The sequence below is a fragment of the Microbulbifer variabilis genome (assembly GCF_052468405.1).
Map to the genome: position 1 here is coordinate 2,629,637 of NZ_CP174343.1, position 24,319 is coordinate 2,653,955.

The window sequence follows — 24,319 nt, forward strand, 5'->3', positions numbered from 1 at the left end:
TTGCCAACCCCTGAAAGCCGTCCCTTAATAAACCTCAGACCCCCTCAACGCTTTAACTCAGCAACTCATAACTTCGCTGGATAGAAACTTAAATAACACCCTCGAATGACCATCAACTAAATAGTATTTAGAGACAGCTAACTGGCCGCCCTTAGCATATATCTCAATCTGGCAGGCTCAACTGAAAAGTTGGTTATTTTACTTTGCAAATACAACCTTAAACACCATCATCGTAACGAGATAAATTTTCCTGGAAAAATAGATCGTATCAATTTTGATTTAAGCAGCTTTCTCGTTCCGAACTTCAAAAAACAACTTGTATAACAATTGTACACCTTTAAAACCATCAAATGATTCATTTAAGAACCTTGTAATCGGACAATACATTCAAAAATGATAGATTTCTTACCTGAAGGACCAACTCGAAAATAGCAAAGTTTTAATTATCGACCTGTATATCAATTGGACTCACTAGAAAGTTGGAGTATTATTGCTCCCCACAATATCATTGCCAGTGGCCTCATCTTTTAGCAAACCAGGAAATAGCATAACCAACCTTTGCATGCCCCTGATTCTGGTTAATTGAAGACAGCTTGGATCTCAAACTGTTTTTTTCAAGAAGTAGTAGGATTCCTGATCGACAACAATGAAGCAAGTTAAAATAGGTCTGATAAATTACCCCAAAATGTATGATATGCTTTGACACAGGATTCACAATCATCCAGCCTGCGCGACCTTTCCGGGAAGGCAAACCCCTCTTTCAATTTGACAATCACTTCATTTATCGATGGTATGCAAATCAAATAATCGTGACACTCTTAATCAAAAAAGTTCTTTTGGCAGCTATATATAGTTATTACCTATTCTGAGGTTGAAAATTATCCCTCTTGCTTGGCAAATGATCACCAAAGGTTTTCCCTGCCTCATGCGGGACTTATACGCTGTCCTGCTACCCATACTTTCTGGTTTTGCCCACTATTAATACCGACACCCTCAACAGGATTTGTATTTATGAAAGCCTGTATTGTTGAATAACAACTCCAAGAGATGATCAGGGTCTTTAAACCATACAGTGCCCAACCAAAGGAACACATTGAAATTACGTGAATTAAAATACTATTTTTCCGGCAACTCCAACCCCAATTCGCACCCCCGTAAAAAATAGATATTATTTCCTTCTTCTATCTGCTTTCGAAATCAATAAGTGGCGATTTATACAGACTTTGATGTTAAACAGAAAATATATACACTTACCTTCGAAAAAATTAGATGAATGACCATCCAGCAGCGGATTACTAGTAATCTAGTTAGCCCGCCAGAGAGAGCTCATGCGCCCAGACTTTGCACATATCTATGTCAATAGGACTGTGACCAGGCTTAACATCTATAAGGTAACCGGCTGTGGAGATGAGATTTTCTGCCCCTCCCAGAGCCAACAAAGAAGCTGACCGCCTGGACAACTTCGCGTACGATACTATCCGCACCTTGAAAATGGACTGCATTCGTAGATATTGACATATCCCATGCTACCGTTGATTCACCCAGCCTTCCTCCAGAGTAGATGGGGGCGGCAGCATAACAATCAACCTAAGCAAGTTGAACAATAAGACTCATGAAACACCTGTAATGCAAAAAATAATTTATAGTAGCCTCTTAATACATCTAGAAGTTAAGGCACCCAAACTAACCCTGCAGCTTCTGTTAAATTGTTTGGCATCAAAGCCGCGTAAAATCGATGGGCATTTATTCATTTCACAGGCTTTGGTTGAGCTCGCCCCCCATAACCATTCACTAATCGGTTCTAGCAGAGATATTCGAATTGCAAATCAAGCATTCAAGTACTTTTTTATCGTAGAAAGTTTTTAAATATGCGCTACAAACTCAGGTTGAAAAAGGCCATAAAGGCCTTTTTCAAAAGTCTGATAAAGCCCTAATCCTTTGAAGGCAGAACTTCTACCGGGCCAATATCCAGCGCCTCTACTTCTCCCTTGATCTTATCCAGGTCTCCAACAATGACCCAGGTAAATTGCTCGGGGGCCAGGAATTCCTGTGCCGAGGCTTCAACTTTATCGGTATCAAGCGCGGCCACCCGCTGTGGGTACTCAGCGATATACTCCTCCGGCAGCCCCTTTTCTACCTGCCAATTAATACTGGAAAGCAATTGCCCCTTGGTTTGGAAGCGTGCACTCTGCTTGAGTACCTCATCATTTCGGTAATCTTCGAGCTCCTTCTCCGTAATTGGACGATCACTGAGATAATCCCGATACTCTTTCACTAACTCCTGTATTGCTGGTGCGGTTTTATCCGTTTGCACTGGCGCGAACAAAATGTAGGGACGCTGGCCTTCTGTATCCATAGAAACAGCGCGAGCTCCATATGACCAGTGCTTATCTTCACGCAGATTCATATTTACTCGGGAAGTAAATTTCCCTGCGATAATATTGGCCATTGCATCGAAGGCCTCAGCACCTTGGGGTTGCCAGGGAGGCATAACCAAACCGGCCATGATAAAACTCTGCTGCGCTCCTGGGCGATCCAGCAAATACACTCGGGCTTTTTCGGGACGCTCAACTTTAGCCACTTCAATTTTTGGTAATTCAGTTTTAGGTGCCTTCCAACCACCCAGAGTTTCGTTCAGTAATGGCTCAATTTCTTTTTCCGTTACATCCCCCACAACCGTCAGAGTGGCGTTATCCGGTCTCACCCAGGTTTTCTGGAAGTTCACCAGATCTTCCCGGGTTATTGACTTTATCCCCTCGGGAGTACCGGAACCGGTCAACGGTGAACCGTAGGGATGATCTGGACCAAACAGCAACGGCGGCAGCTCACGCAGAGCCAAGCCCTGGGGCTGTGCCTTTTCCTGGGCTATGGCATCCAAGCGGTTGGATTTTACCCTTTCAAGATCCGACTCAGGGAAACGGGGCTCAGTCACCACTTTGGCAAACAACTTCAAAGAGGGCTCCAACTGGGTCTTGAGGGCGCTCATACTGATGGAGTTGTAATCCAGTCCGCTCCCCCCGCCAATACTCACCCCAAGCTCCTCAGAGCGCGCACTAAACTCCAGGCTGTCCAGGTCTCCAGCACCCTCATTTAACATTTGAGCAGTCACAGAGGCGAGACCAGGTTTATTCTGATCGGCAGAGGCCCCACTGCGGAACTGCAAGTTCATCAATACCACAGGCGTATCATGACGCTCCGCCAGAACCACCTTGAGGCCATTTTTCAATGTAAATTCGCGCTGCTTGGGCAACTCCAACTCTACATTCTTATCGACCTCTGGCAATTTGCTGCGGTCGGCACCCTCTGTGGCGGCGGTGTACTTTTTCTCGGGCTCGATGATCAAGGTATAGGAATCATCCTTTAGCCACTGCTTTGCCACATCCTGCACCTCAAGCGCGGAAACTTTGGCATAATCTTCCACACCTTTAAGCAGGGCCCCAGGATCCCCATAATAAAATTCAGAGCGGGCAAGAATATCGCTCTTGCCACCAAAGCCACCGGTTTTTTCCAGCCCCTTCACCAACCCGGCAAATTCTCCCTGCTTAACTCGGCGTAGCTCCTCTGCGCTCACCCCGTTTTTCGCAAATTCTCTCAATTCTTTATTCAAAAGTTTTTCAACTTTATCGAGGGACTGCCCAGGTTTCACATCGACAATAATCATCAACTGCCCAGCCAGCTGGCGCCCATAATAAAAAGCGCTCACACTCGTCGCTACTTGCTCATCCCGCACCAAGCGACGATAAAGTAGTGAATTTTTTCGGTTAGCCAACAAGGAGGTCATCAGTTCAAGTGCGTGCTCCTCATTACTACCTACCGCAGGAACATTCCAAACTTTGTAAATACGAGTTTGCGGCACCTGGTCTCGTACCACCTCCCGTTTTTTAACCTGGGTAGGCAGTTCCCAGTTTTTAATTCGCGGTTGTACTCCTGTGCTGGGTATATCGCCAAAATACTTGCGCGCCTTGTCCATAGCCTCATCAACACTGACATCGCCAGCAATTACCAAAGTGGCATTTGCCGGTTGGTAGTGATCTGCAAACCACTTTTTCACATCCTCCAGGCTGGCATTATCCAGGTCTTCCATTGATCCAATTGGCGTCCAGGAGTAAGGGTGATCTGCCGGAAAAGTACTCTTGGCAATAATGTCGAAAGCCTTTCCATAGGGAGCATTCTCCCCCTGGCGCTTCTCGTTTTTTACCACTCCACGCTGTTCATCCAAAACTTCCTGGGTGATAGCGCCCTTGAAGTGGCCCATTCGGTCAGACTCCATCCACAGAGCCATATCCAGGGCACCTTTAGGCACAGTAGCAAAGTAGTTGGTGCGATCATTATTAGTGGTGCCATTCATATCCGTAGCACCCGAGCGCTGGAAAGGCTCGAAGTATTCACCTGGATAGTTCTCACTGCCGTTGAACATCAGGTGCTCAAACAGATGTGCGAAGCCAGTTTTGCCCTGCGGTTCATCCTTGGAGCCCACTTTGTACCAGATATTGGTGGAGACAACCGGGGCTTTGCGATCCTCGTGCACTATCACCGTCAACCCATTGGGCAGAACTTCTTTGTGATAGGGGATATCCAGCTCCGGCGGCGGTACATAGGCCTCTTTATCGGTGGCTGCTGCCTTGCTGCTGGCAGCGGCTTCTTTATCCACAGATAACGCATGGGGTGTATCGTCGACAGACTTGCCGCAACCGGCAAGACCTGCAGTGGCAATAACGACACTGATAAGTACTGGACGCAAGTCCATATTGTCACTCCCTCTTAATAACCGCGGCTTCAGGATGGCAAGTTTAGGCCAGGATTCACTCCTGATATCTGCTAAACCCTCAGCACATTCAAACAGTGGATCTGGCATCTTACCCGGTTGCCAGATCGATCGGACAAATATCAGACAAAAAAATGGGCACCGAAGTGCCCAAAAAATACATCACAGAGAGAAATGATCAAAGCAATCGCCTGTGGCGATCAGGTCACCGACACTTCTCTTGCGTTAAACTGCTGTTATGCGGCTACAGTGCCGGATTTATTCTCGGTATCGCCAGTCACAGAATGGTGGCCAAAACGCTCTTCGGCTATACGGTCAGCAACATGTGCCGTAGTCTCACCAGTCTCATCCGCACGTACAAACACCTCTTTCATAGTGCTGCCAATTTCTTCAATGTGCGCACGCACCTCATCAGCGTTGTAGTCGCCTTTCTGCTGGTAGTACACATCGATTATTCCACCGGCATTAATTACATAGTCCGGGGCGTAGAGGATTCCCTTCTCACGCAATGCTTCTGCGTGACGCTCTTCAGCTAACTGGTTATTTGCCGCACCGGCCACCGCACCAACTTTTAGACGGGAAATAGTGTCATCATTGAGGATCGCACCCATGGCACAGGGAGCAAATAGATCCACATCGAGGTCAAAGATCTCATCAGCGGTTACAGCAATCGCGCCCAGCTCAGTCACTGCGCGATCAATGTTGTCCTGGAAGATATCGGTAACGAACAGCTCCGCACCGGCATCTTTCAGCAGCTTAGCGAGGCGGAAACCCACATTACCAACGCCCTGGATGGAAACTTTCAGGCCGGTAAGGTCAGTTTTACCCCAGCGATGTTCCACCGCAGCTTTAAGGCCCACAAATACACCGTAGGCTGTAGAAGGAGACGGATCACCACCGTATTCAGAGCCCGCAAACAGTCCGGATACATATTCGGTGGTCTCACCAATCACACTCATGTCAGCGACACTAGTGCCGGAGTCCTCAGCGGTGATATAGCGACCACCGAGGGTATTGATAAATTCGCCCATGGCGCGCAGCAACTCAGGAGTCTTTTCCTTGCGTGGATCACCGATGATCACAGATTTCCCGCCGCCGAGCTTTAACCCCGCCATTGCAGACTTATAAGTCATGCCTCGGGAGAGGCGCAATACATCATTCAGTGCCTCACCATCATCGGCGTATGGCCACATGCGACAGCCACCCAGTGAGGGACCTAAATTCGTATTGTGTACCGCGATAATTGCCTTGAGTCCGCTCTTAGCATCTTGGTAAAACGCCACTTGTTCGTGTTTATCGTAGGCGGAATGGGAAAAAATACTCATTAACTGTTCCTCTCCGGAAGGCCGGTTCTACAGCTGGGGAACAACCACAGCCCTTATCTGTTTTTATTCAGGGGTAAGATTATATCCACCTTCGACAGATAAAGTTTGCATATTTTGCACATAACCACAAAGCAATAGCTAAATTGTCACATAAAGCATATTTTTTTAGGATAAATGACCTTGCGAAAATATAGTCGCCTAAGCGGTCAGCAATCCTGACCTCCCCTTCAACCCACCGCACGGCCCCATTAGCACAGGGATACTTTCTTCCACTACCGGACTCCGTTACATCGTGTCAGCATGGTCTGGTAGAATCCGCGCCCAAATCGACCCGAGAGATAAACTCGATGCTGAATGCCGACGCTCTGAAACAACTTTCACAACTGAAAACAGATATTCGCTCCAGTAAGGACTTTGCCGAAGGCCGGGTACGCGGCAGCAATGGCAAATTTGGCTTCGTGGAGCTGGAGGATGGACGGGAGGCCTTTCTGCCACCCAACGAAATGGAACGTGTTTTCCCAGGTGACCGGGTTCGCGTCTGCATTACAAAGGAGAGCAAAGGCAAACTGACAGCCGAATTAGATGCCCTACTCGACAGCCAGCTGGATTACCTGGTTGGCCAATATGTACAGCGAGGTCAAGGGCACTTTATCCAGCCCACTCAGAATGGCCTGTCTCGATGGATTTTCCTGCCTCCTAAAGCAAGGGGCAAGGCACAGCCAGGCGAATTTATCGCCTGCAAAGTCAATCGTCATCCCTTTAAGGACGGGCGCGCCCAGGCAAAAGTTGAGACTGTTATCGGTAAACCAGAAATGCCTGGCATTGAGCATGCCTATGTAGTGGCCCAATACAAGCTACCTGAGCAGTTTGGCCCGGCAGCGGAGAAACAGGCTAAAACCATTTCTGAACAGATTGTCACCAATACCTCTGAGCGCACCGACTTATCCGAATTGGGCTTTGTCACTATTGATGCGGAAACCACCCGCGATATGGACGATGCCCTCGCCGTTACGCCTAGCGAAAACGGCTGGACCCTGCATATCGCCATTGCCGACCCCTCAAGTGCTATCACCGAGGGCAGCCCATTGGATCTCGAGGCGTTTAAGCGCGCCCACAGCCAGTATCTCCCTGGCGAAACTCTGCCTATGCTGCCGCGCAGCCTATGTGAGGACCTTTTTTCCCTGATACCTAATGAGTTGCGCCCTGCACTGGTAGTACACATCGATATCGACAGCGACGGTAAAATTATTTCAAGCCGCTATGAATTTGCCGCAATTCGCTCCCAATATAAATTGAGCTACAACCAGGTAAGCCAACTCATAGAGGGAGATGAGTCCGCGGTACCGGAAGCGCAAAAAGAAAGCTTGCGCAACCTTGCCGCTCTGTATGAGGCCCGCGCCAAATATCGCGCAGGGCACTCCCTGGCAATGGAAGAGCGCCCTGACTATGAAATTCACCTCAACAAAGAGCGCAAGATCGAGCGTATTGAGAAGCAGGAGCGCAATATTGCCCAGCGCATGGTTGAGGAAGCTATGCTCGCCACCAATATCTGCATCGGAGCAAAACTGGCAGAATTACAGCAGGGCTGCTTCTCAGTACACCTGGGTTTTCGCGAAGAGCGGATGGGCGAAGTAAGAAGCCTTCTAAAGGAATTACTCCCAGAACATGCGGAAAACGATCTCAGCCAATTGCAGAACTATTTAGCGCTGGTTAAACACCTGGAGAGCCATGAAGATGCGCAAATGCGCAACCTTCTCGCAGTGCTGAAGCGCATGCTGCGTCCCGGCCAGCTCAACAACAACTCCGGTGCGCACCTGGGTCTGGGACTTGAGGCCTACGCCACCGTAACCTCACCCATTCGCAAGTACAACGACCTGTATAACCACCGCGTACTGCGCGCAGCATCTGAGAATAGTCCTGCGAAAACACTGAGCGACACAGAAATCGAGAGCCTGCAAGATAGCCTGCTCCGTGGACGCCAAGCCAATCGAGCCCTCGAACAATGGCTTTACACTCAGTTTATGCAGGATAAAGTAGGTCAGGATTTTACTGGCAAGATTGTCCTGGTTAATGGAGCTGGGCTGGGCGTACGCTTGGACCAATACGGCATTGATGGATTTGTCCGCTTGAACGGCGATAAAAAGAATCTACCCACATTTGACGGCAAACACTTAACACTCACCCACAATGAGCAAAGTTTTCAGTTAGAGCAGACCGTCAATGTCAAAGTTACTGCGGTGGACATAGATAAACGCCGCATTGCACTCGAGCTTTTGTCAGAGAGCTCGGTAACTGAAGAGGCCCCACAAAAGTAACGACGAGCAACATCCAAAGAGCCCGGCAAATGCCGGGCTCTTTCCTGTTACCTCTTGGTCGACCCCATAAACAGGTTTTACAGGAAACGACAATTAATCCCATAAGAATGATTTGAGGCCACCAATGAGCAATATTGCTGAGCTGAACCCTACCCCTCTCTGGAAACACTTCGCCAAACTTTGTGAAATCCCCCGCCCTTCCAAGCATGAAGATAGAGTTGTTGAGCACATTGTCGATTTCGTCAAAACCCGCGGCCTGGATGTGCAGCTGGATGAGATTGGCAATGTTATTATCAAAAAGCCGGCAACACCGGGCATGGAAAATCATCAAACTCTGGCGCTGCAAAGCCATGTCGACATGGTGCCGCAAAAAAATGCGGATACTGAACACGATTTCCTCACCGACCCTATCAAACCGCATGTTGATGGTGAGTGGATTACCGCCGAAGGCACTACCCTTGGAGCCGACAATGGCATCGGCGTCGCCGCCATTCTTGCCTTGATGGAGTCTACAGATATCCCCCACCCCGCCCTGGAAGCTCTGCTCACCATCGATGAAGAAGCGGGCATGACCGGTGCTAAGAACCTGCAGCCAGGCTACTTCGAAGCCGATCTGCTGTTAAACCTCGACACTGAAGACGAAGGTGAACTCTACATTGGCTGTGCCGGTGGTATCGATGTCAATGCAGCTCTGCCCTACAAGGCAATACCTGTGGCAGCTGGCAGTCAGGCATATAAACTGTCTGTACGCGGCCTGCGCGGAGGCCACTCAGGGCTGGATATTGATAAGGGACGTGGCAATGCCAATAAGATTGCCAACCGCATTATCGATGCCGCCCTACGTGAAATTCCTTCTTTGAGAATCGCTACATTAGATGGGGGAAGCTTGCGCAATGCCATTCCCCGAGAGTCATTTAGTACCCTCGTAGTTCCTGCTGACAACCAGGAGCAACTACAAACAGTTGTCCATACTGAAAGCGCACAAATTGCGCGGGAGCTGGATAACGAAGCGGCACTGGAAGTTAGCCTGGAGAGCACCGATACACCACTCAATACAATGGATATCACGAGTCAACAAAAGCTGATTCGCGCTATTCGCTGCTGCCCCAATGGCGTGGAGCGCATGAGTACCGCACTGGAAGGTATTGCTGACACTTCCAACAATTTGGCCCGCGTGGTCACTATAGAAAAAGACGGCCAACACCGGGTTCAAATACAGTGCCTGGTACGCAGCCTTTCTGATAGTGCTAGGGATCAGCACAGCCTGGATGTAGCCGCTACTTTTGAATTGGCCGGTGCAGAAACCAAACTGGATAATTCATACCCCGGCTGGACGCCAAACCCCAACTCACCACTACTCGCGATGATGAAGGGTGTTTACAAAGAAATGACCGGAGAAGAGCCTGAAGTGAAAGTGATCCACGCCGGCCTGGAGTGTGGCCTTCTAGCCAAACCTTACCCCAATTGGGATATGGTCTCATTCGGCCCCACCATTCGCCGCGCCCACTCGCCAGAAGAGAGAGTACACATCCAAAGTGTCGCCAACTTTTGGGATTACTTTATTAAAGTTGTTCAGGCAATCCCAACTAAAAACTAAACTCCCTTTCGTGCCTATTAATTATAAATAGAATGATCCCGTTACCATCCATCGGAGTGAGCCCGGTGGATGGGCTGCTCACCCACTCCCTCTTACGACACTATCTATAGTCCTTGCGAAGCAATCACATTTCTCAGGCGCTAATAGAAAAAAATCGATTAAAAAGATTAAGGGCTAGACTGGGAGCTAGATAGATACTTTTTAGATTAAATTTCAATCAAAATAAGAATATGGAACTTTACATCCAACCTTCTAGTCAATACATTCACTTCAACTATGACATGGAAGAAGCAATAAAAAATTTAAGTTTGTCTGCAATCCCTAAAGCGTCACAAACTACATTCATAGGTGTGGGCACTAAATTATTAAAGGATACCGGCCACCATAGCGCTTCAGTCACAGATGAAAAGCTTTAAACCGGAATATTAATTTCTCAAGGAAGTTATATAATTTATGAAAAATCTAATTTTAATATTGAGCATTTTTTCTCTAACAGCTTGCGGAACCGTTACCACCTTATCAAGCACAGATCTCGAAATTGCAAGAAACTTAAAAAAGCAGAAAACTAATTGTGAATCCATCCCTAGAGTTTATAGCGGGCTGTCGTACAACATGTGCAAAATGCATTCAAATAGCGAATCTTTGAATTTTGCACCGCTTCTTGGGGCCTATCTTGTTGACAGTGTTCTCTCCGCAGCCACTGACACAGCTGTCCTTCCCTTCACAATCTATGAGCAGCATAAGAGTGGAAACATATTAGTTCAAAGTAGCCAACATTAACTTGTCCGATACTAGCTACTTTCCAATTCAATCGGCCGGCGCTTAAGGGGTCGGCTGGTTTGACTCGCTGGACTATTGAAGATAATATCCACAGTATTGTCAATTTTCTTTATTGCAACCCTCACGTCTGTTTGATCAAGTAGATAGGATATACACATCCTTAACTTTGTTGTGGGCATTAGCGCAGGCAGCTTTTCCTGTAAGCGATTCCATGATTCATCATAAGCACCCACATCATCGCAATCCACTCCAGGCTGATTAATAAGGAATTCTGCGGGATGCTATGAATATCAGCCAATTCCTTTTTAATTCATACCAAAATGAATAGCTGCCTCTTCAAAGCCCCGCATGAGTAGCTATTCTTTGCCCGGTCCATGATCCAAGGCATTGTTTATCAGATAGGTGCAAACAGGAATTTTTTATACCCCTATGCCGAGATCCGCACTCCGAATCGAAAATCAATCGCTTCAACTTTATGCAGAGACTCAAGTAGAGAGTTCAGTGAAATATAGAGCACTAACCATCATACAAATACCAGGAAAATTCAGAACCTCAAGATATCCCCCAAAAACTCTATATATTATTGCTCTTAGATTGCTTAGATATCCACCATTTAGCAACATCCTCCCGACGACAAATCCAAACAGCTTCAAAGGTAATGATATAATCTAAAAATCGAGCAATAGCCATAGCCCTGGCCGGGTGCCCACTAATACGACCATGTAAACCAATACTCATCAGTTTGGGGCTTTTCTTTCCCTCCTTCCAAAGACAGTCAAAAGCGTCCTTCAACAATAAAAAGAAATCCTGCCCCGATGAAAAACCATTAGGCATTAGATATCTCATATCGTTGTTCACTAAGGTGTATGGTATTATCAATTTCTCAGATATACTGGACTGCCAATAAGGCAGGTCGTCACAATAAGAATCAGAAATATAAATAAGATCACTCTCATCATTTAGTAATTTCCTGGTATTAAGGCTCGTCCGACCCGTATACCAACCTCTAGGTGGACATCCTGTTATGTGCTTAATTATTTCAATAGTGCGCCTAATACCCTGCCGCTCATCTTCAACTGGCACTGTCTTATAATCCAACCAGCGATAGCCATGACCCGCAACTTCATGCCCCCCTGCAGAGAGGGCCTCCCCAATTTTTGGATTTAATTCCAGCGCCAATCCCGTAGCAAACGCAGTTAACTTTAACCGTCTCTCCTCAAATAGGTTTAGCAAACGCCAAACTCCAGCCCGAGCACCATACTCATACATACTTTCAACACTAAAATCCCTCTCACCTACCCGGGGAGGCCTACCAGAAATTTCATGTAAATAAGACTCAGATTGTCCATCACCATTAACCAGTGTAGATTCGGACCCCTCTTCAACATTAAGAACAAATTGCACGGCAACTTGAGCCTCATCAGGCCACTGAGGATGCGGAGGTTTACCGGCATAACCAATCAAATCTCGCTTTTGCATTAGCCTAACTCAAAAGTTGTAACGCCAAACACGCGATTATGCATAATTTTCGGTTTGGGCCCTAGATACATTCTGGCACAACCAAAAACTTCCTCCATACCGTATGCTCGGGCCAATGCCATTGCTGCAGGATTATTTTCTGGAACGTCCAAGAATACTTCCTCACCTGCCGCATGTACCAATAACTGATCACAAAGGGACTTTGCTACCTGTCGATCATTTGCAAATAGAGGTCCAATTTTGAATCCTTTTCTACACCGACGCATTACTCCATACCCGTCAAGGCGACTGTCCTTTAAGTACCCCAAAGACAGGGCCTCAGGTTGAGCTATCCACTCCTGTAGAAACTTACCCCTGCAGGCAGGAAAACAAGCGCGGTCATATTGGTTTAGATGATCAAAAGGCACTTGGCATAGAGGAACAACACTCCCTTCAAGGGTTTTTATCCTGCTTGAGGGCCGGCAAACAAAACGCAGGTTACGATGCGAGAAAGAAAATCCGCCCTTGGCATAGTAGCTTTGCATGTCAAAAACGCCATCTAATCCAACAGTAGACCCAGGACAGAGCCGCGCCAACATTTTATCTCTACGTATATGCCATAAGTAGTTTCCGTAGCCACGATGTCTAAATTCTGGCCGCACAATAAAAAAACCCATAAATCCATACCTCCCATCGTAGGAAGTAATCGCTCCACCTCCTATCAGTTCCTTGCCTTTTAATGCTGCAACGAATGCTTCAGGGTCGGTATTCCAAAATATTTCCGCATCATTTAACCCAGGATTCCAGCCTTCCTCTGCCGCCCAATCCACCAATAAATCCACTTCCCCTCTTGTCATTGAGCGAATAGTAAGCTCTTGAGGCATTATTTCCTCCTTTTTAACCACATGTTAAACATTACTTCAAATATGCAAGAGAACCTTTATTAAACTGAATTTTCTCCATATTTAAAAAGTGGATTACTGAAAGCATTGTTCCATATGAAATACTTAACAGAGATAAAATTGAAAATACATGCATAGGAATTACACACCAAGCTTGCCTACGAAAGAAAGCAATTATTACGTAGCTTTCCAATATGTACATCCCAAGAAATACTCCCAGCACTATCAGACCAAAATCCAGCTCCAGAGTGGATATCTGAACGATAAAAAATATAATAACGGTAAAGAATAGAAAATTACCAGCAAGGCGAAATCCCCAGACAACTTTTATTCTAGGTAGTGCTACAGCCTTCTCAATATTCCTTCGCGAATGAGTCAATCTCTCTGATGCACTTTTCGAATTGAATTTACTTACCACTAAATCCGCTTGTGGTGTCTGATATATACCACCACTCACAACACCCCGCTCAAATACATCCCATCTACTAGTCAAGCAAAATCGCACCAATAAGAGACTTTTTATTATTAAACTGTTAAAAGGGCATATTCCGCCGCTTGAACAGACAATTTTATCATCATTTTCAAAAGCCGCTTCCCCTATATTGACTAGATACTATTTTGAGGTGAAGTGAGAGATATTTCTAACATCATGAATTGTAGGTCTTATTTTGGTGCAAGAAATTTGAAAGGACTCGCCGGCTTAAATTCAGAAACAACCTCTCCCCCAAGATTCTCAGGAACATCCAGTTTCATACTCATTACTTGAGCACCGAGACTAAGGTTTAACTTATCAAGATCCACCCAAATGACTGAGGGATTGATAACCGATTCAAAATAGTAGCGTTTGGCAGACTGGTCTATCACTGAACGCCACAATGTCGAGGCGATATTAGGCTTCTCTGGATTACTCATCCCCAGAGGAACGCTAACAGCGCGTATTTGTGAGAACACGGAAGCTAATGCATCCCTACGCGCATTGTATTTCGGGGATGACTCCAAGGCATAGCTAGCTCGCACAAACCTGTCAGCTGCACTAATAGTACCAGGCAGAAAATTCTGGCCACCAATAAGGTCCCAATAGGTATTGATAGCTAGTTGTTGTCCATAAATTGGCGAGTTTGTCATTACCGTGTATTGTTTCCCATGATGAACCTGCAATTCCCCTTTTATATATTCAAATATTGCAGAATCACCAGATGGATCAGAAAGAGCAATATGTGCGGTAGCCGGCCTGCCATTGGGCAGATCTGTACCAACCACGGTGAAAGGCTCTCGCTTCATCGCATTTACCGCTTCACTAACTGTACGAAAGTTATCCAGAAAATATTGTAACCAGGCCCCAACCGAAATTGTTGGCTTACCCCGTGCTTCCGGATTACCGTAATCCGCTTCAGCCAGATATAGAAGATTTCCCACTAAACCAGCTTCATTGATCCCATCTGAAGTCGCAGACTCATAGATACTGATCACAACAGAACCATAATTGGATGTCCACTCAATAGAGCCTCTACCAACCCCTCCGTTGCGTTGCATCCCCTTTGGAAATGCCCAGAAATCCATAGCAGCTTTAATATCACTCCAGTCCATGCTTCTTCCGGTGATATAGTTCCCTGTACCAGTTCCATATAATATCCGCGTGCAAGCTTGTGAAGATGCAGCAACCAGTAAGAGGGAAAAAAAGAGGATTGAAGCAACCCAGTAAAACAAGGGCTTGGCTTCATTTAAATTATGCAATCTCACAGATATTCTCCGCTTGCTTTAGGTATTCAATAATTCACCCTTCATCTAAAAAGTTCACTTTATCTAACAGACTCAAACACAATAAAAGTGAAAATATATGTAGAATAGTTTTAGCGCATATGAGGTATTCAGCATGTAGAAATTGAGATGTATAACCTCAAATCTAACGAAAACTCTATTTAACCTCCTATTTCTGGCGTGCTTTCCAACCAAACGGATTCACACCCCATTCTTTTTAAGTAAAATTCCCCGTTACTGAAAATGATTACACTATGTAGGAAAGAAAACTCACGCCGATCCAAATGTAATAGGGGGAGAGTATGAACTCCATTGGTAGACTGGTAATTTTGGTCAGGGAGTACGAAGAGGCAATCAGGTTTTATAGAGATAAGCTGGGCTTTGAAGTATTTGTCGACTCCGAAGCGCCTCCCCTTCGGTTCGTCCATGTCCGCTTACCAAAACAGAAAGATGTAGGAATCTGGCTACTTCAAGCTTCCTCAGAAAATCAGGAGAAGAGTGTCGGAAAACAAACTGCCGGGCAACCATGCGCCGTCATTTATACGGATAACTTTCAGAGTGAATATGAACGCCTGGTGGATAACGGTGTTCAGTTTACTAAGCCCCACAGATCTGAGGCTGGTGCAGAATTTGCACACTTTGAAGATTTATATGGCAATGAGTTTGTCCTAGTTGAACTGAAAACCGAGCTTGCTGAGTAAATTTTATGGGCCTTTGTCGATTCCCTCACTTGGGCCCAATTTGTGAAGCGGTTGCCCTCATGCCTAACAGACTTTCAGATTTCTTAGAACCTTCTGGATTACCCGATACTTTCCTGAAAATTTCCTGTTTACTTCTCCTGCCCTATCACATATAAATCGGACAAGACTCATTCATTGGGTACCAAGTTCCTGCCACCTTAATCACGATCACTGGGTGAGCCCGGTTATAGAACAAATTTTCGGCACTGGAATGTGCCATTGCTGACTTTCTGCCAGCATACGCCTAAAGATAAGGAAGTTCGTTTCTCAAAGCAGCACCGAACAACAAAAGTTTAGTTGGCTATTGGCCTTCGATCAATTTGGAGTGCTCGCGCTACCGTTACCGATCATTTGGAAGCATCATGAATAGAAGCCTGATTTTGCTGGTTCCCGGCTTAACGAGGGTCACCAGCACTGCTCAGCTGTCCGAATTCACCGAAGGACTTATCGCAGCAAGCGAGCGCATGCCGCTCACTCCCATTGCAGATCCCTCTATTCCCCCTGGAGTCCACCGCTTACGAGTAGCTTCGAGCGGACAGCCCCAGGAGCTGGATCTTGTGGAGGCATACTGGAACGACTTGGTTCCCAGTATTACTCAGCAAACGTTGAAAACTCGGCTTGCCAGAGGATTCTCATTGATCTGGTTCTGGCTTGCCAATCTTCACATCTGGAAAGGGGTACTTAGACGTAAATACTTAACCTTTGGCCTGACGCTATCGGCTCTTGCTTTTATTGTCTGGTACCTAGGTACCATTATTTTATTTGTTGAGGCCATAGAGCCAGCCACAGACAACCCTTTCTTCTTCCTGGTGGAAAAGTTGAAGCGCTCCGTGGAGTACATTGGTGGCTGGCGAATATGGGCTGTAGCCACGGCAATAGTGGCATTAATGCCGGTCTCTCTATTAGTGGACATCTCTGATTTTTGTAAGCGCTACCTCACCAATGAACCGGCGGCCAGGGGCAAACCTGCGGTACGTTTTGAAATAATCCGACGAGTACGTGAACAGTTGGAAAGCAGCCTTGCACAAGAAAAATACCAGTCGGTGACCATTGTCGGACACAGCTTCGGTAGTGTTGTCACTGTTGACCTGTTTGCTGACCTTCCCCCCATTGGAGTCCCTGTTCGCATACTCACAATGGGTTCCCTAATTGAGGTATTAGGTAAGCAAGCACCCTGGCTACAGAATGAAGTACTTGAACTGTCCCAGCGCAAAGACTTAATTGAGTGGATTGATATCAAGTCTCACTCAGATTGGTTTGCCAGCGGATCGGCAGTACCAGATGCCCATCATTGCTATGAGCGTATTATTGGCTCATATGGCACTTTCCCAGACAAGCTGGCTGCCAGGGTGCACTCTCGTTACTTTGACAATCAGGAGGCCGTGAGGCTACTGCTATCTTATTACGAGCGACAAAATAGTATCGTTAGCCCTAGCGAAAAAATAGCCATAGAGCCAGCCTGAACCAATAACAAAGCGCACTGCTCGTGCCGGTAAGAAATTTCCAGAACACAACAGTCACCAACAATACACTTACAGCAAGGAGAGTAGAGATGTCAGCCAACCAGTCAATGAAAAGAGCATCGACTCTGTGCTTATTTCTGGCGATTCTTGTCAGTAGCTGTACCCAGCTTGCTCCCAGGTATGATGCGGAGCTTTATTCAGGCCTAACCGAAGTCAATGCTGAATTGATGCAATTCTTTTCCTCGGTTTCCCATGGCACCAACAAAGACTCCTATAGCGAGAGAAGCCAAAACTATCACTCCTTAATTGGTAAAATTGATGCGCTGGCCATGCAATCAAATACCCGACCTATCCCCAACAAGGATACTTTGAGAAAAATCAACAATTACCTTGACTCTACAGATAGCACTATTAGTTTTGAATCTGCACCACCAAGTGTTGCTTCCCTTGAAAAAATTTCCGGCAGTCTCAATCGAATGCGAAAGGAAGATGAAGATAAGGGACTGCGCGCTACTGCTGTTGCTCTCTTCAAAAATGAAGTTGTAATCTCCATGGACCAGGCCCTGACCTATGAATCTTTTCTAAACCGCTGAGGAATTAGACATGTCACTTGACGTTAACCAGCTGATTTCCAATATCAAAGATGCAGCTTCCACAGTTATCAATCACGATATCACCGAGATTCGCGGTTTTTCAGAACGCCAACTGGCTGCACTGGCACTGCAAGCAAAGCTCATCGCCAACGCAATTTTGGCCGAGGAAATTGATGATGACCTCAGAGACTACTTTCTAGACTCCCTGGAAGATATGGCCCTAAACTTTGCCAAAACTTTACGTGGACTTCTCGCAGTCACTATTGAAAAGGTTTGGAATGCGGTTATCGGTATTATTTGGTCAGCAATAGAGGCCTGCACTGGAATTTCATTGAAAATTGCCTCTTGACCCTAAATAAATTTTTCCATCTCACGCCCCGAAATTTTATCGTAAAGCTCCGGGGCTTCCAATTCATCAATGTATAACCCATTTTCTCATGTTTTGTGCCCAATCAGAGCCTATCCCTAATTTTGACTCCCTAAGAACGGAATACTTATTGAGCCTCTAATCAGAATACTAAGCTCGCTTCCCCTTAACCCGTTTGATGAAGACAACCTGGGTGGTGTAGTTTCAGGCGGTGCCTGGGGGGCGCTCCGTGCACAATATCACTATCAGTTATCCTGGATTTCTAAGTAACTTTCCATAAGCATCCAGGCAGCTCCCAATGAGCGCTGCTTGGATGCTTAAATTGGCTCACCTAAACAGTTGCCCTTCGCAAAATAAAGCTGAATAAGCTTGTAGTTTTTTCTTACCGTGTTTTTTCGGTAAAATTTGGCATCGCTCAAACCATAAAGAGATATAGCGCGATATAACAAATAATAACACTGGGCAACGCCCACAGAGGATACACCCTATGAAGGCCCTTCTCACGGCAATACTGGCTATAACACTTTGCGCCCACTCTAAGGCTGCCGATAATCTGGTACTGGTAACTATTGATGGCTTGCGCTGGCAGGAAGTTTTTTCCGGTTACGACCAGGAAATATTGAATCACGAAAAGTTTACGGAGAATAAAGATCAATTGATCAAGCAATTTGGAGGCGAATCAGCAAAGGTAAAGCGAGAAAAACTTTTTCCTTTTATCTGGAATAAAATAGAAAAAGGCGGATTTCTGGCCGGTAACCGTGAAAAGGAATCTTTTGCCAATATCACTAACGGCTGGTGGTTTTCCTACCCAGGCTACAATGAAATCCTCACCGGGCGCGCCGATCCAAAAATTAACAGCAATGATCCACTACCCAATGACAATATCACTTTCCTGGAATGGTTAAATAACAAACCAGAGTTTGAAAAAAGTGTAGCTGTTTTTGGTAGCTGGGGCGTATTCTCAGCTATTATCAACCGGGATCGAAGTGGTGTTTTTGTCAATGCAGGATTGGAACCCGCCAACTGGCCTGGAATATCCCAGCGTGCTCAATTTCTGAATGAACTGCAAGGCCAGCTGCCAGTTTTCTGGCAGGATGTACGCCCGGACGCCTTCACCTATGGGCTCGCCAAAGAATATTTAATCCATAATAAGCCAAAAATGCTCTATATAGCCCTGGGTGAGACCGATGATTTCGCCCACGATGAACAGTACCACCAATACCTCGATTCCGCCCATCGCAGTGATGTAATTCTCGCAGACCTATGGAGTACCCTGCAATCTATCGAAGGCTACCGAAACAATACTAACCTGATAATAACCGTGGACCATGGCCGCGGTAACATTGCCGAAGCCTGGCCACACCACGCCAGCGGCCCGGCACTGACTCAATATTTTGGCAAGGAAGACCACCCACACAAAAATGGCATGCCCGGATCAGATGAAATCTGGATTGCAGCACTGGGCCCGGATATCAAAGCACATGGTGAAGTATCAGGGGGCCCCACTCTGTACCAGAATCAGATTGCCGCCACAGCATTACAGTTGCTGGGTTTCACTCCCACAGATTTTTCCAGGGACGCCGGTCCAGCCATAGATAACTTAGTGAAGAAATAGCCTTTTCTGCTTCGGGGCCACTATGGCTGGCCCCAGTCAGTTCAGCAATAGAACTTGGTGCAATCGTCTCCAATCTGGCATTTGGAAACAGCTCACTAGCTGCCCCGCCCCAGTTTCCGCATAATTGTCGGCCGCACTCGTAACTAAATACAAATGGCCTGATGTATGTGGTTTAAAAACCTTCGTGTCTATCGCTTAACCAAAGAATTCAGCCTGGATGCTGAAAAATTCAACGAACTACTGGAGCCACAGGCATTTATACCCTGTGGCAGCCAGGACTCCTCTCGCTATGGCTGGGTCCCCCCCCTTGGACGCCACGGTAACCAGTTGGTCCACTCCACCAATGGCTACTTAATGGTCTGTGCCAAAAAACAGGAAAAGGTTCTGCCCGCGGCAGTCGTCAATGAAAAAGTCGAAGAGCTGGCACAAGCTATCTCCGCAAAAGAGGCCCGCCAGGTTGGTCGCAAAGAGCGACAAAACCTGAAGGATGAAGTGTTGCTTGAAATGCGGCCTAAAGCCTTTGCTCGCTCGCGCCTACACTACGCCTATATCGCACCCCACGATGGTTTGGTCGTAGTAGATGCCTCCTCAGCATCTGCCGCAGAGGAATTGCTGGAAAACCTCCGCGAAGCGATCAGCAGCCTTGCGGTAATCCCCCTTTCCGCCAAAAATTTGCCACAGCAAACCATGACCCACTGGCTCACCGCACCTGAAGCGCCAATACAGTTTGATTTTGGCCATGAATGTGAGCTTCGAGACCCTAAAGACAGCGGTAGTGTGATCCGCTGCAAAAACCAAGACCTTTGCGCGGAGGAGATACACAACCACCTGGTGGCGGGGCTTCAAGTCCACAAGCTGGGACTGGTCTGGCGTGGAGGAGTTGAATTCCTGGTTGACGACCAGCTCTCCCTGAAACGCGTCAAGTTCAACGATGAATTACTGGAAAAAGCCGATAGCGCCGATGCAGATAATGCAGCTCTGCGCTTTGACGCCGATTTTGCCGTAATGACCCTTGAAATCTCAGCTCTGCTCAAGGACTTGCTTGCCGCTTTTGGCGGAGTAAATATGGAGGCTGCCAGCGTGGAGGAAATAGTAGCCAAAGCCTCACGTGGAGAAGTCGATGAGCGGGTACGAGAAGTGGAAGAAGTAGCGTTCTGAGTACTTACCCGGTGCCATTCGCACCGGGAGGCCCACCGGGTGAAGCCCACTCCTACCCTCAGAATATATGTGGGCTCTTCCCCTCACTCTCTATCAGATCATATCTCTACAACAGGGCGACCTGGCTCACTCCAGAGTACGTGGTATTTCCTCTGCTCAGGCTGGTCCACACGGGAGAAAGTATGCGCGCCGAAGAAGTCCCTCTGCCCTTGTAGCAAATTAGCTGGCAGGGACTCTGTGCGGAACGCATCGTAGTAACTCAAAGCCGAAGACAGTGCCGGTACCGGAATACCATTCAACGTGGCACTGGCAACCGCCTGACGCCAATTGCTTTGGTGTTCGGCAATCTGCTGAGTAAAGAAGTCATCCAATAACAAATTGGACAGCTTGGCATCGCGCTCATAAGCATCGCTGATAGACTGAAGAAATACTGCACGGATAATACAGCCCGCCCGCCAAATACGCGCAATCTCAGAAAAATTCAGCTGCCAGCCCTGCTCTCGCGCAGCCAGCTTCATCAGGTCAAAGCCTTGGGCGTATACACAAATTTTCGCGCAGTACAGGGCATCGTGCAGCTCCTGGATTACCTCATCACGCTGCTCCACCGCTACCGGGGATACTGACGGCCCCTTTAGTTTCTGAGCAGCACGAGAGCGCAGGGTCTTACGCGTAGACAGGGAACGAGCATAAACTGCTTCGGCAATACTCGGTGCCGGACATCCCACCTCCAGACTGCTGATTGCCGTCCACAGCCCTGTTCCCTTCTGGCCGGCTCGATCCAGAATCACATCAACCAGCGGCTGCTCGGTGACAGAATCCAGGGTGGATAGAACTTCCGCACTGATATTGATCAGGTAGCTGTTCAGTGGGCCGCGATTCCATTCTCGAAACACTTCAGCAATCTCGGCTGGTGACATCTCCAGGGCACTGCGCATCACATGGTAGGCCTCACAGATCATCTGCATATCAGCGTATTCGATACCATTGTGCACCATCTTTACATAGTGACCGGAACCAATGGGACCAATATAGGCCGCACAGGGCTCTCCCTCACGTACAGGATTGCCTGGCTCAAAGCGCTCGATAGGTTGGCCACTGGCCTTATCGACCTTGGCTGCAATGGAGTGCCAAACCGGCTCTATACGGCTCCAGGCATAACGGTCACCACTAGGCATCAAAGAGGGGCCAAAACGGGCACCAACCTCGCCTCCGGATACTGCCGTGGTAAAAAAGATCAGCTTACCTTCATATCGCTTGGCGCGCTCAACGGAGTCAGTCCACAAGCTGTTACCGGTATCCACCACGATATCGTCTGCTTTAAGCCCTGCATCCAGTAGCTTGCAGCAAACATCATCTACTGGTGCACCCGCTGGCACAGACAGAATAATCAGGTGCGGCGCCTTTACTTTTGCCAACAGCTCGGTGTACGAATTGCAGGTCTCCACCCGTGCCGGCTGATCACCGCGCTCTTTCTTGTCCTGCTCCAGCAGTGCGTTGAGCCGATTGTGATCCAGATCGAAAGCACAAACCTTGTAGCCGTTGTCAGCCAGGTTCAGGATCAGGTTCTTACCCATCACACCGGCGCCGATAAAGCCAATATCGCACTGTGAGTCAGACATCAAGTTCTCCGTACTAAGATAGGGGTCTTTCAGGGGCGCGGAGTATAGCAATATGAATACGAGGCCGGGAGAGCAAAGATCCAGCGACATCACCCTAATGTACAAAAAACAACCAACAAAATATTACTTACTGACAAAAACTCAGCATGGAGTAGGTACTTTCCTAGAGGGATTAGGTTGGACCAGCCCGGTATATCTTTTAGCGCCAGGGCCCTGATCACAGGCAAGTACAATAGCCTTCTTCCCTGTCCACATTCACCAGGAACAGTCATTCTGTTAACCATTACAAATGGCTGATATAACCTTAGAAATCAGATCCAGAAGACAGCTTTCACATAGCGGCAGGAAGTAGATTCCATTTATAAGAGAGATGACAACCAGAAGATCGGCTATGCCAGTTTTAACTTTTCGTTGAGGCACACTGTCGGAGATCTGATAGGTAACTCCAACCAATCCACCGGAGGGAAGTTTCCAAAAATGTTAGAGTCCCCATTACCAAGTTCAATTAAATCCTCAAAACAAAGAGTGGTATTATCTTAAATAATTCACGACTTTTATTTACCGCACCACAGAAAACCGTAAAAAGTTATATCCCAACTTATTTTTAAATAAATTTGAAAATGCAGGATGTACTATCATAGTCACTTCAGACCACTTTTGGCAGTTCGCCAACATTCAGCCTTCATTCATCCCTTCGATCCCCCAGGCTACATCTTTTAATTTTCCAGGAAGTATGAACTCATCGTATAAAAAATATAAACTCCAAAATGTTTAAAATGGAAATCATTATCGCTCAACAGATCCAATATTGAGGATAACCAAATCCCACTGTGGTAAAGGCTTATTAGGTACAGAAATCTTAATATAAAATATTCTGACTATAATCAACTAAATTTGAGGATAAAGAATGTTCTTTACCGATAAAATCGCGTCTATTTGAGTTATCCCTCCCCCCAATAATCGTCCCTGTTCGTCTTTAAGGATGGATGGTGTTGATACTTAAACCCTATTCAGTTTTTCTAGGCTATAAGTGGAATCACCTCCAAGCGATGATGCGCTTATTAAAAGGCGGCGGATTATAAATACCCAAGTATTGACACTACGCCTGCCGTAACTTACAAAGCTACTAGGAATATTATTATTATGAAAAAGATCCTTACCGCTGCTTCTATCTGTCTCGTTTCCCTTGGGGTTACCAGTCTAGCCAACGCCGAAACCTGGTCCCCTCCGGGTGCTATCGCCTTGGCAAATGTTGGCACCCTAACGGTTAAAAAAGGAATTTCTCTTAACTGCACACTTTCAGGCAGTGTAAATTCCACCGGCGCAGATGCTTCAGTAGGCAGTCTTGCGCTATCGGGCGGATTCCTCAATATGTGCAACAGTGTCTCCTTCAATAATCTTCCCTATGACCTGATAGGAAACGCAAACAATACAGTAACCTTAAAGAATGTTGCTGTTGCCGCCGTAACTGGTAACTGCGCTGGAGATTTAACAGGTTCTTTCGATCAATCAACAGGAAGGATCACCTTTAATAATGCTCAAATTCCGAGTGTAGGTTCAGGTAGTGCCTGTGTAATTAATGGCGTTGTATCAACCAACCCACAATCCTCATTCACTGTACCCTAAAAAACCCTCGAGGTAGCCAATTTAAAATACCGCCGGCAACCGCTAGCGGTATTTTTTATAAATAACTAATGAATTTCATTTTAAAGCATTTTCTTATTACCCTTACCTTTATATAAAATACTACTATTCAAATCCTCTTATAATGTCATGCAACATTAATCCCTCAAAAGGAAATCAGGCCCTGCAATTACAGTACCTTCATAGTAGAATACGCTAGAGAAGCTATTCCCTACAACCA

Annotated in this window: 15 protein-coding genes; 9 read left to right on the forward strand and 6 right to left on the reverse strand. The window is 46.7% G+C overall.

The genetic code is table 11. The features are described from left to right. Positions 1–1,930: 1,930 nt before the first annotated feature. Together ACJJJB_RS12105 and ACJJJB_RS12110 are read right to left on the reverse strand one after the other, a co-directional pair. The gene (locus ACJJJB_RS12105) at positions 1,931–4,747 is read right to left on the reverse strand and encodes a M16 family metallopeptidase (RefSeq protein ID WP_026305088.1); all 2,817 of its coding nucleotides are present in this window, start codon (positions 4,745–4,747) and stop codon (positions 1,931–1,933) included. A 254-nt stretch (positions 4,748–5,001) separates the two neighbouring features. Then, positions 5,002–6,090, reverse strand: coding sequence for a Glu/Leu/Phe/Val dehydrogenase dimerization domain-containing protein (locus tag ACJJJB_RS12110; RefSeq protein ID WP_020413400.1), 1,089 nt, complete (start codon positions 6,088–6,090; stop codon positions 5,002–5,004). 347 nt (positions 6,091–6,437) lie between these two features. Here ACJJJB_RS12110 and ACJJJB_RS12115 point away from each other — a divergent pair, with 347 nt between their 5' ends. Further along, positions 6,438–8,405 carry a VacB/RNase II family 3'-5' exoribonuclease gene (locus ACJJJB_RS12115; RefSeq protein ID WP_353376598.1) on the forward strand — a complete coding sequence of 656 codons (1,968 nt, stop codon included), beginning with the start codon at positions 6,438–6,440 and terminating at the stop codon, positions 8,403–8,405. A gap of 124 nt (positions 8,406–8,529) precedes the next feature. After that, positions 8,530–10,002 carry an aminoacyl-histidine dipeptidase gene (locus ACJJJB_RS12120; RefSeq protein WP_445364984.1) on the forward strand — a complete coding sequence of 491 codons (1,473 nt, stop codon included), beginning with the start codon at positions 8,530–8,532 and terminating at the stop codon, positions 10,000–10,002. Between the two features lie 1,353 nt (positions 10,003–11,355). On the opposite strand, the gene ACJJJB_RS12125 is transcribed toward ACJJJB_RS12120, so the two are convergent. From ACJJJB_RS12125 to ACJJJB_RS12135, 3 genes are all read right to left on the reverse strand, one after another. Next, on the reverse strand, positions 11,356–12,261 hold the full coding sequence (locus ACJJJB_RS12125) for a polysaccharide deacetylase family protein (protein WP_445364985.1): 906 nt from the start codon (positions 12,259–12,261) through the stop codon (positions 11,356–11,358). Then, on the reverse strand, positions 12,261–13,124 hold the full coding sequence (locus ACJJJB_RS12130) for a GNAT family N-acetyltransferase (protein WP_445364986.1): 864 nt from the start codon (positions 13,122–13,124) through the stop codon (positions 12,261–12,263). The genes ACJJJB_RS12125 and ACJJJB_RS12130 overlap by 1 nt, the downstream gene beginning before the upstream one ends. Before the next feature lie 681 nt (positions 13,125–13,805). Continuing rightward, a complete protein-coding gene (locus tag ACJJJB_RS12135) occupies positions 13,806–14,882 on the reverse strand; it encodes a bile salt hydrolase (RefSeq protein WP_445364987.1) in 1,077 nt (358 codons plus the stop codon). Between the two features lie 320 nt (positions 14,883–15,202). On the opposite strand from ACJJJB_RS12135, the gene ACJJJB_RS12140 reads away from it, so the two are divergent. The 6 genes from ACJJJB_RS12140 (at position 15,203) to rdgC (ending at position 20,836) form a co-directional block, all read left to right on the forward strand. After that, positions 15,203–15,601, forward strand: a complete 399-nt coding sequence (locus ACJJJB_RS12140; protein ID WP_020413407.1) for a VOC family protein — start codon at positions 15,203–15,205, stop codon at positions 15,599–15,601. Between the two features lie 401 nt (positions 15,602–16,002). Continuing rightward, positions 16,003–17,103: an alpha/beta hydrolase family protein gene (locus ACJJJB_RS12145; RefSeq protein WP_282952912.1), complete on the forward strand. Its 1,101-nt coding sequence runs from the start codon at positions 16,003–16,005 to the stop codon at positions 17,101–17,103. 89 nt (positions 17,104–17,192) lie between these two features. Beyond that, positions 17,193–17,696 (forward strand): hypothetical protein, encoded by a 504-nt coding sequence (locus tag ACJJJB_RS12150; protein WP_445364988.1) that lies wholly within the window; start codon positions 17,193–17,195, stop codon positions 17,694–17,696. Between the two features lie 10 nt (positions 17,697–17,706). Next, positions 17,707–18,045, forward strand: a complete 339-nt coding sequence (locus tag ACJJJB_RS12155; RefSeq protein WP_444946405.1) for a hypothetical protein — start codon at positions 17,707–17,709, stop codon at positions 18,043–18,045. 505 nt (positions 18,046–18,550) lie between these two features. Then, a complete protein-coding gene (locus ACJJJB_RS12160; RefSeq protein ID WP_445364989.1) occupies positions 18,551–19,678 on the forward strand; it encodes an alkaline phosphatase family protein in 1,128 nt (375 codons plus the stop codon). A gap of 165 nt (positions 19,679–19,843) precedes the next feature. Then, the gene (gene rdgC / locus ACJJJB_RS12165; protein WP_353376592.1) at positions 19,844–20,836 is read left to right on the forward strand and encodes a recombination-associated protein RdgC; all 993 of its coding nucleotides are present in this window, start codon (positions 19,844–19,846) and stop codon (positions 20,834–20,836) included. Positions 20,837–20,934: 98 nt separating this feature from the next. Here rdgC and gnd read toward each other — a convergent pair whose 3' ends face one another. Next, positions 20,935–22,455 (reverse strand): NADP-dependent phosphogluconate dehydrogenase, encoded by a 1,521-nt coding sequence (gnd, locus tag ACJJJB_RS12170; RefSeq protein WP_020413413.1) that lies wholly within the window; start codon positions 22,453–22,455, stop codon positions 20,935–20,937. A gap of 1,143 nt (positions 22,456–23,598) precedes the next feature. Between gnd and ACJJJB_RS12175 the strand changes: the two genes are divergently transcribed. Then, positions 23,599–24,081, forward strand: coding sequence for a PraA/PraB family alkane oxidation protein activator (locus tag ACJJJB_RS12175; protein WP_020413414.1), 483 nt, complete (start codon positions 23,599–23,601; stop codon positions 24,079–24,081). Positions 24,082–24,319 lie beyond the last annotated feature (238 nt).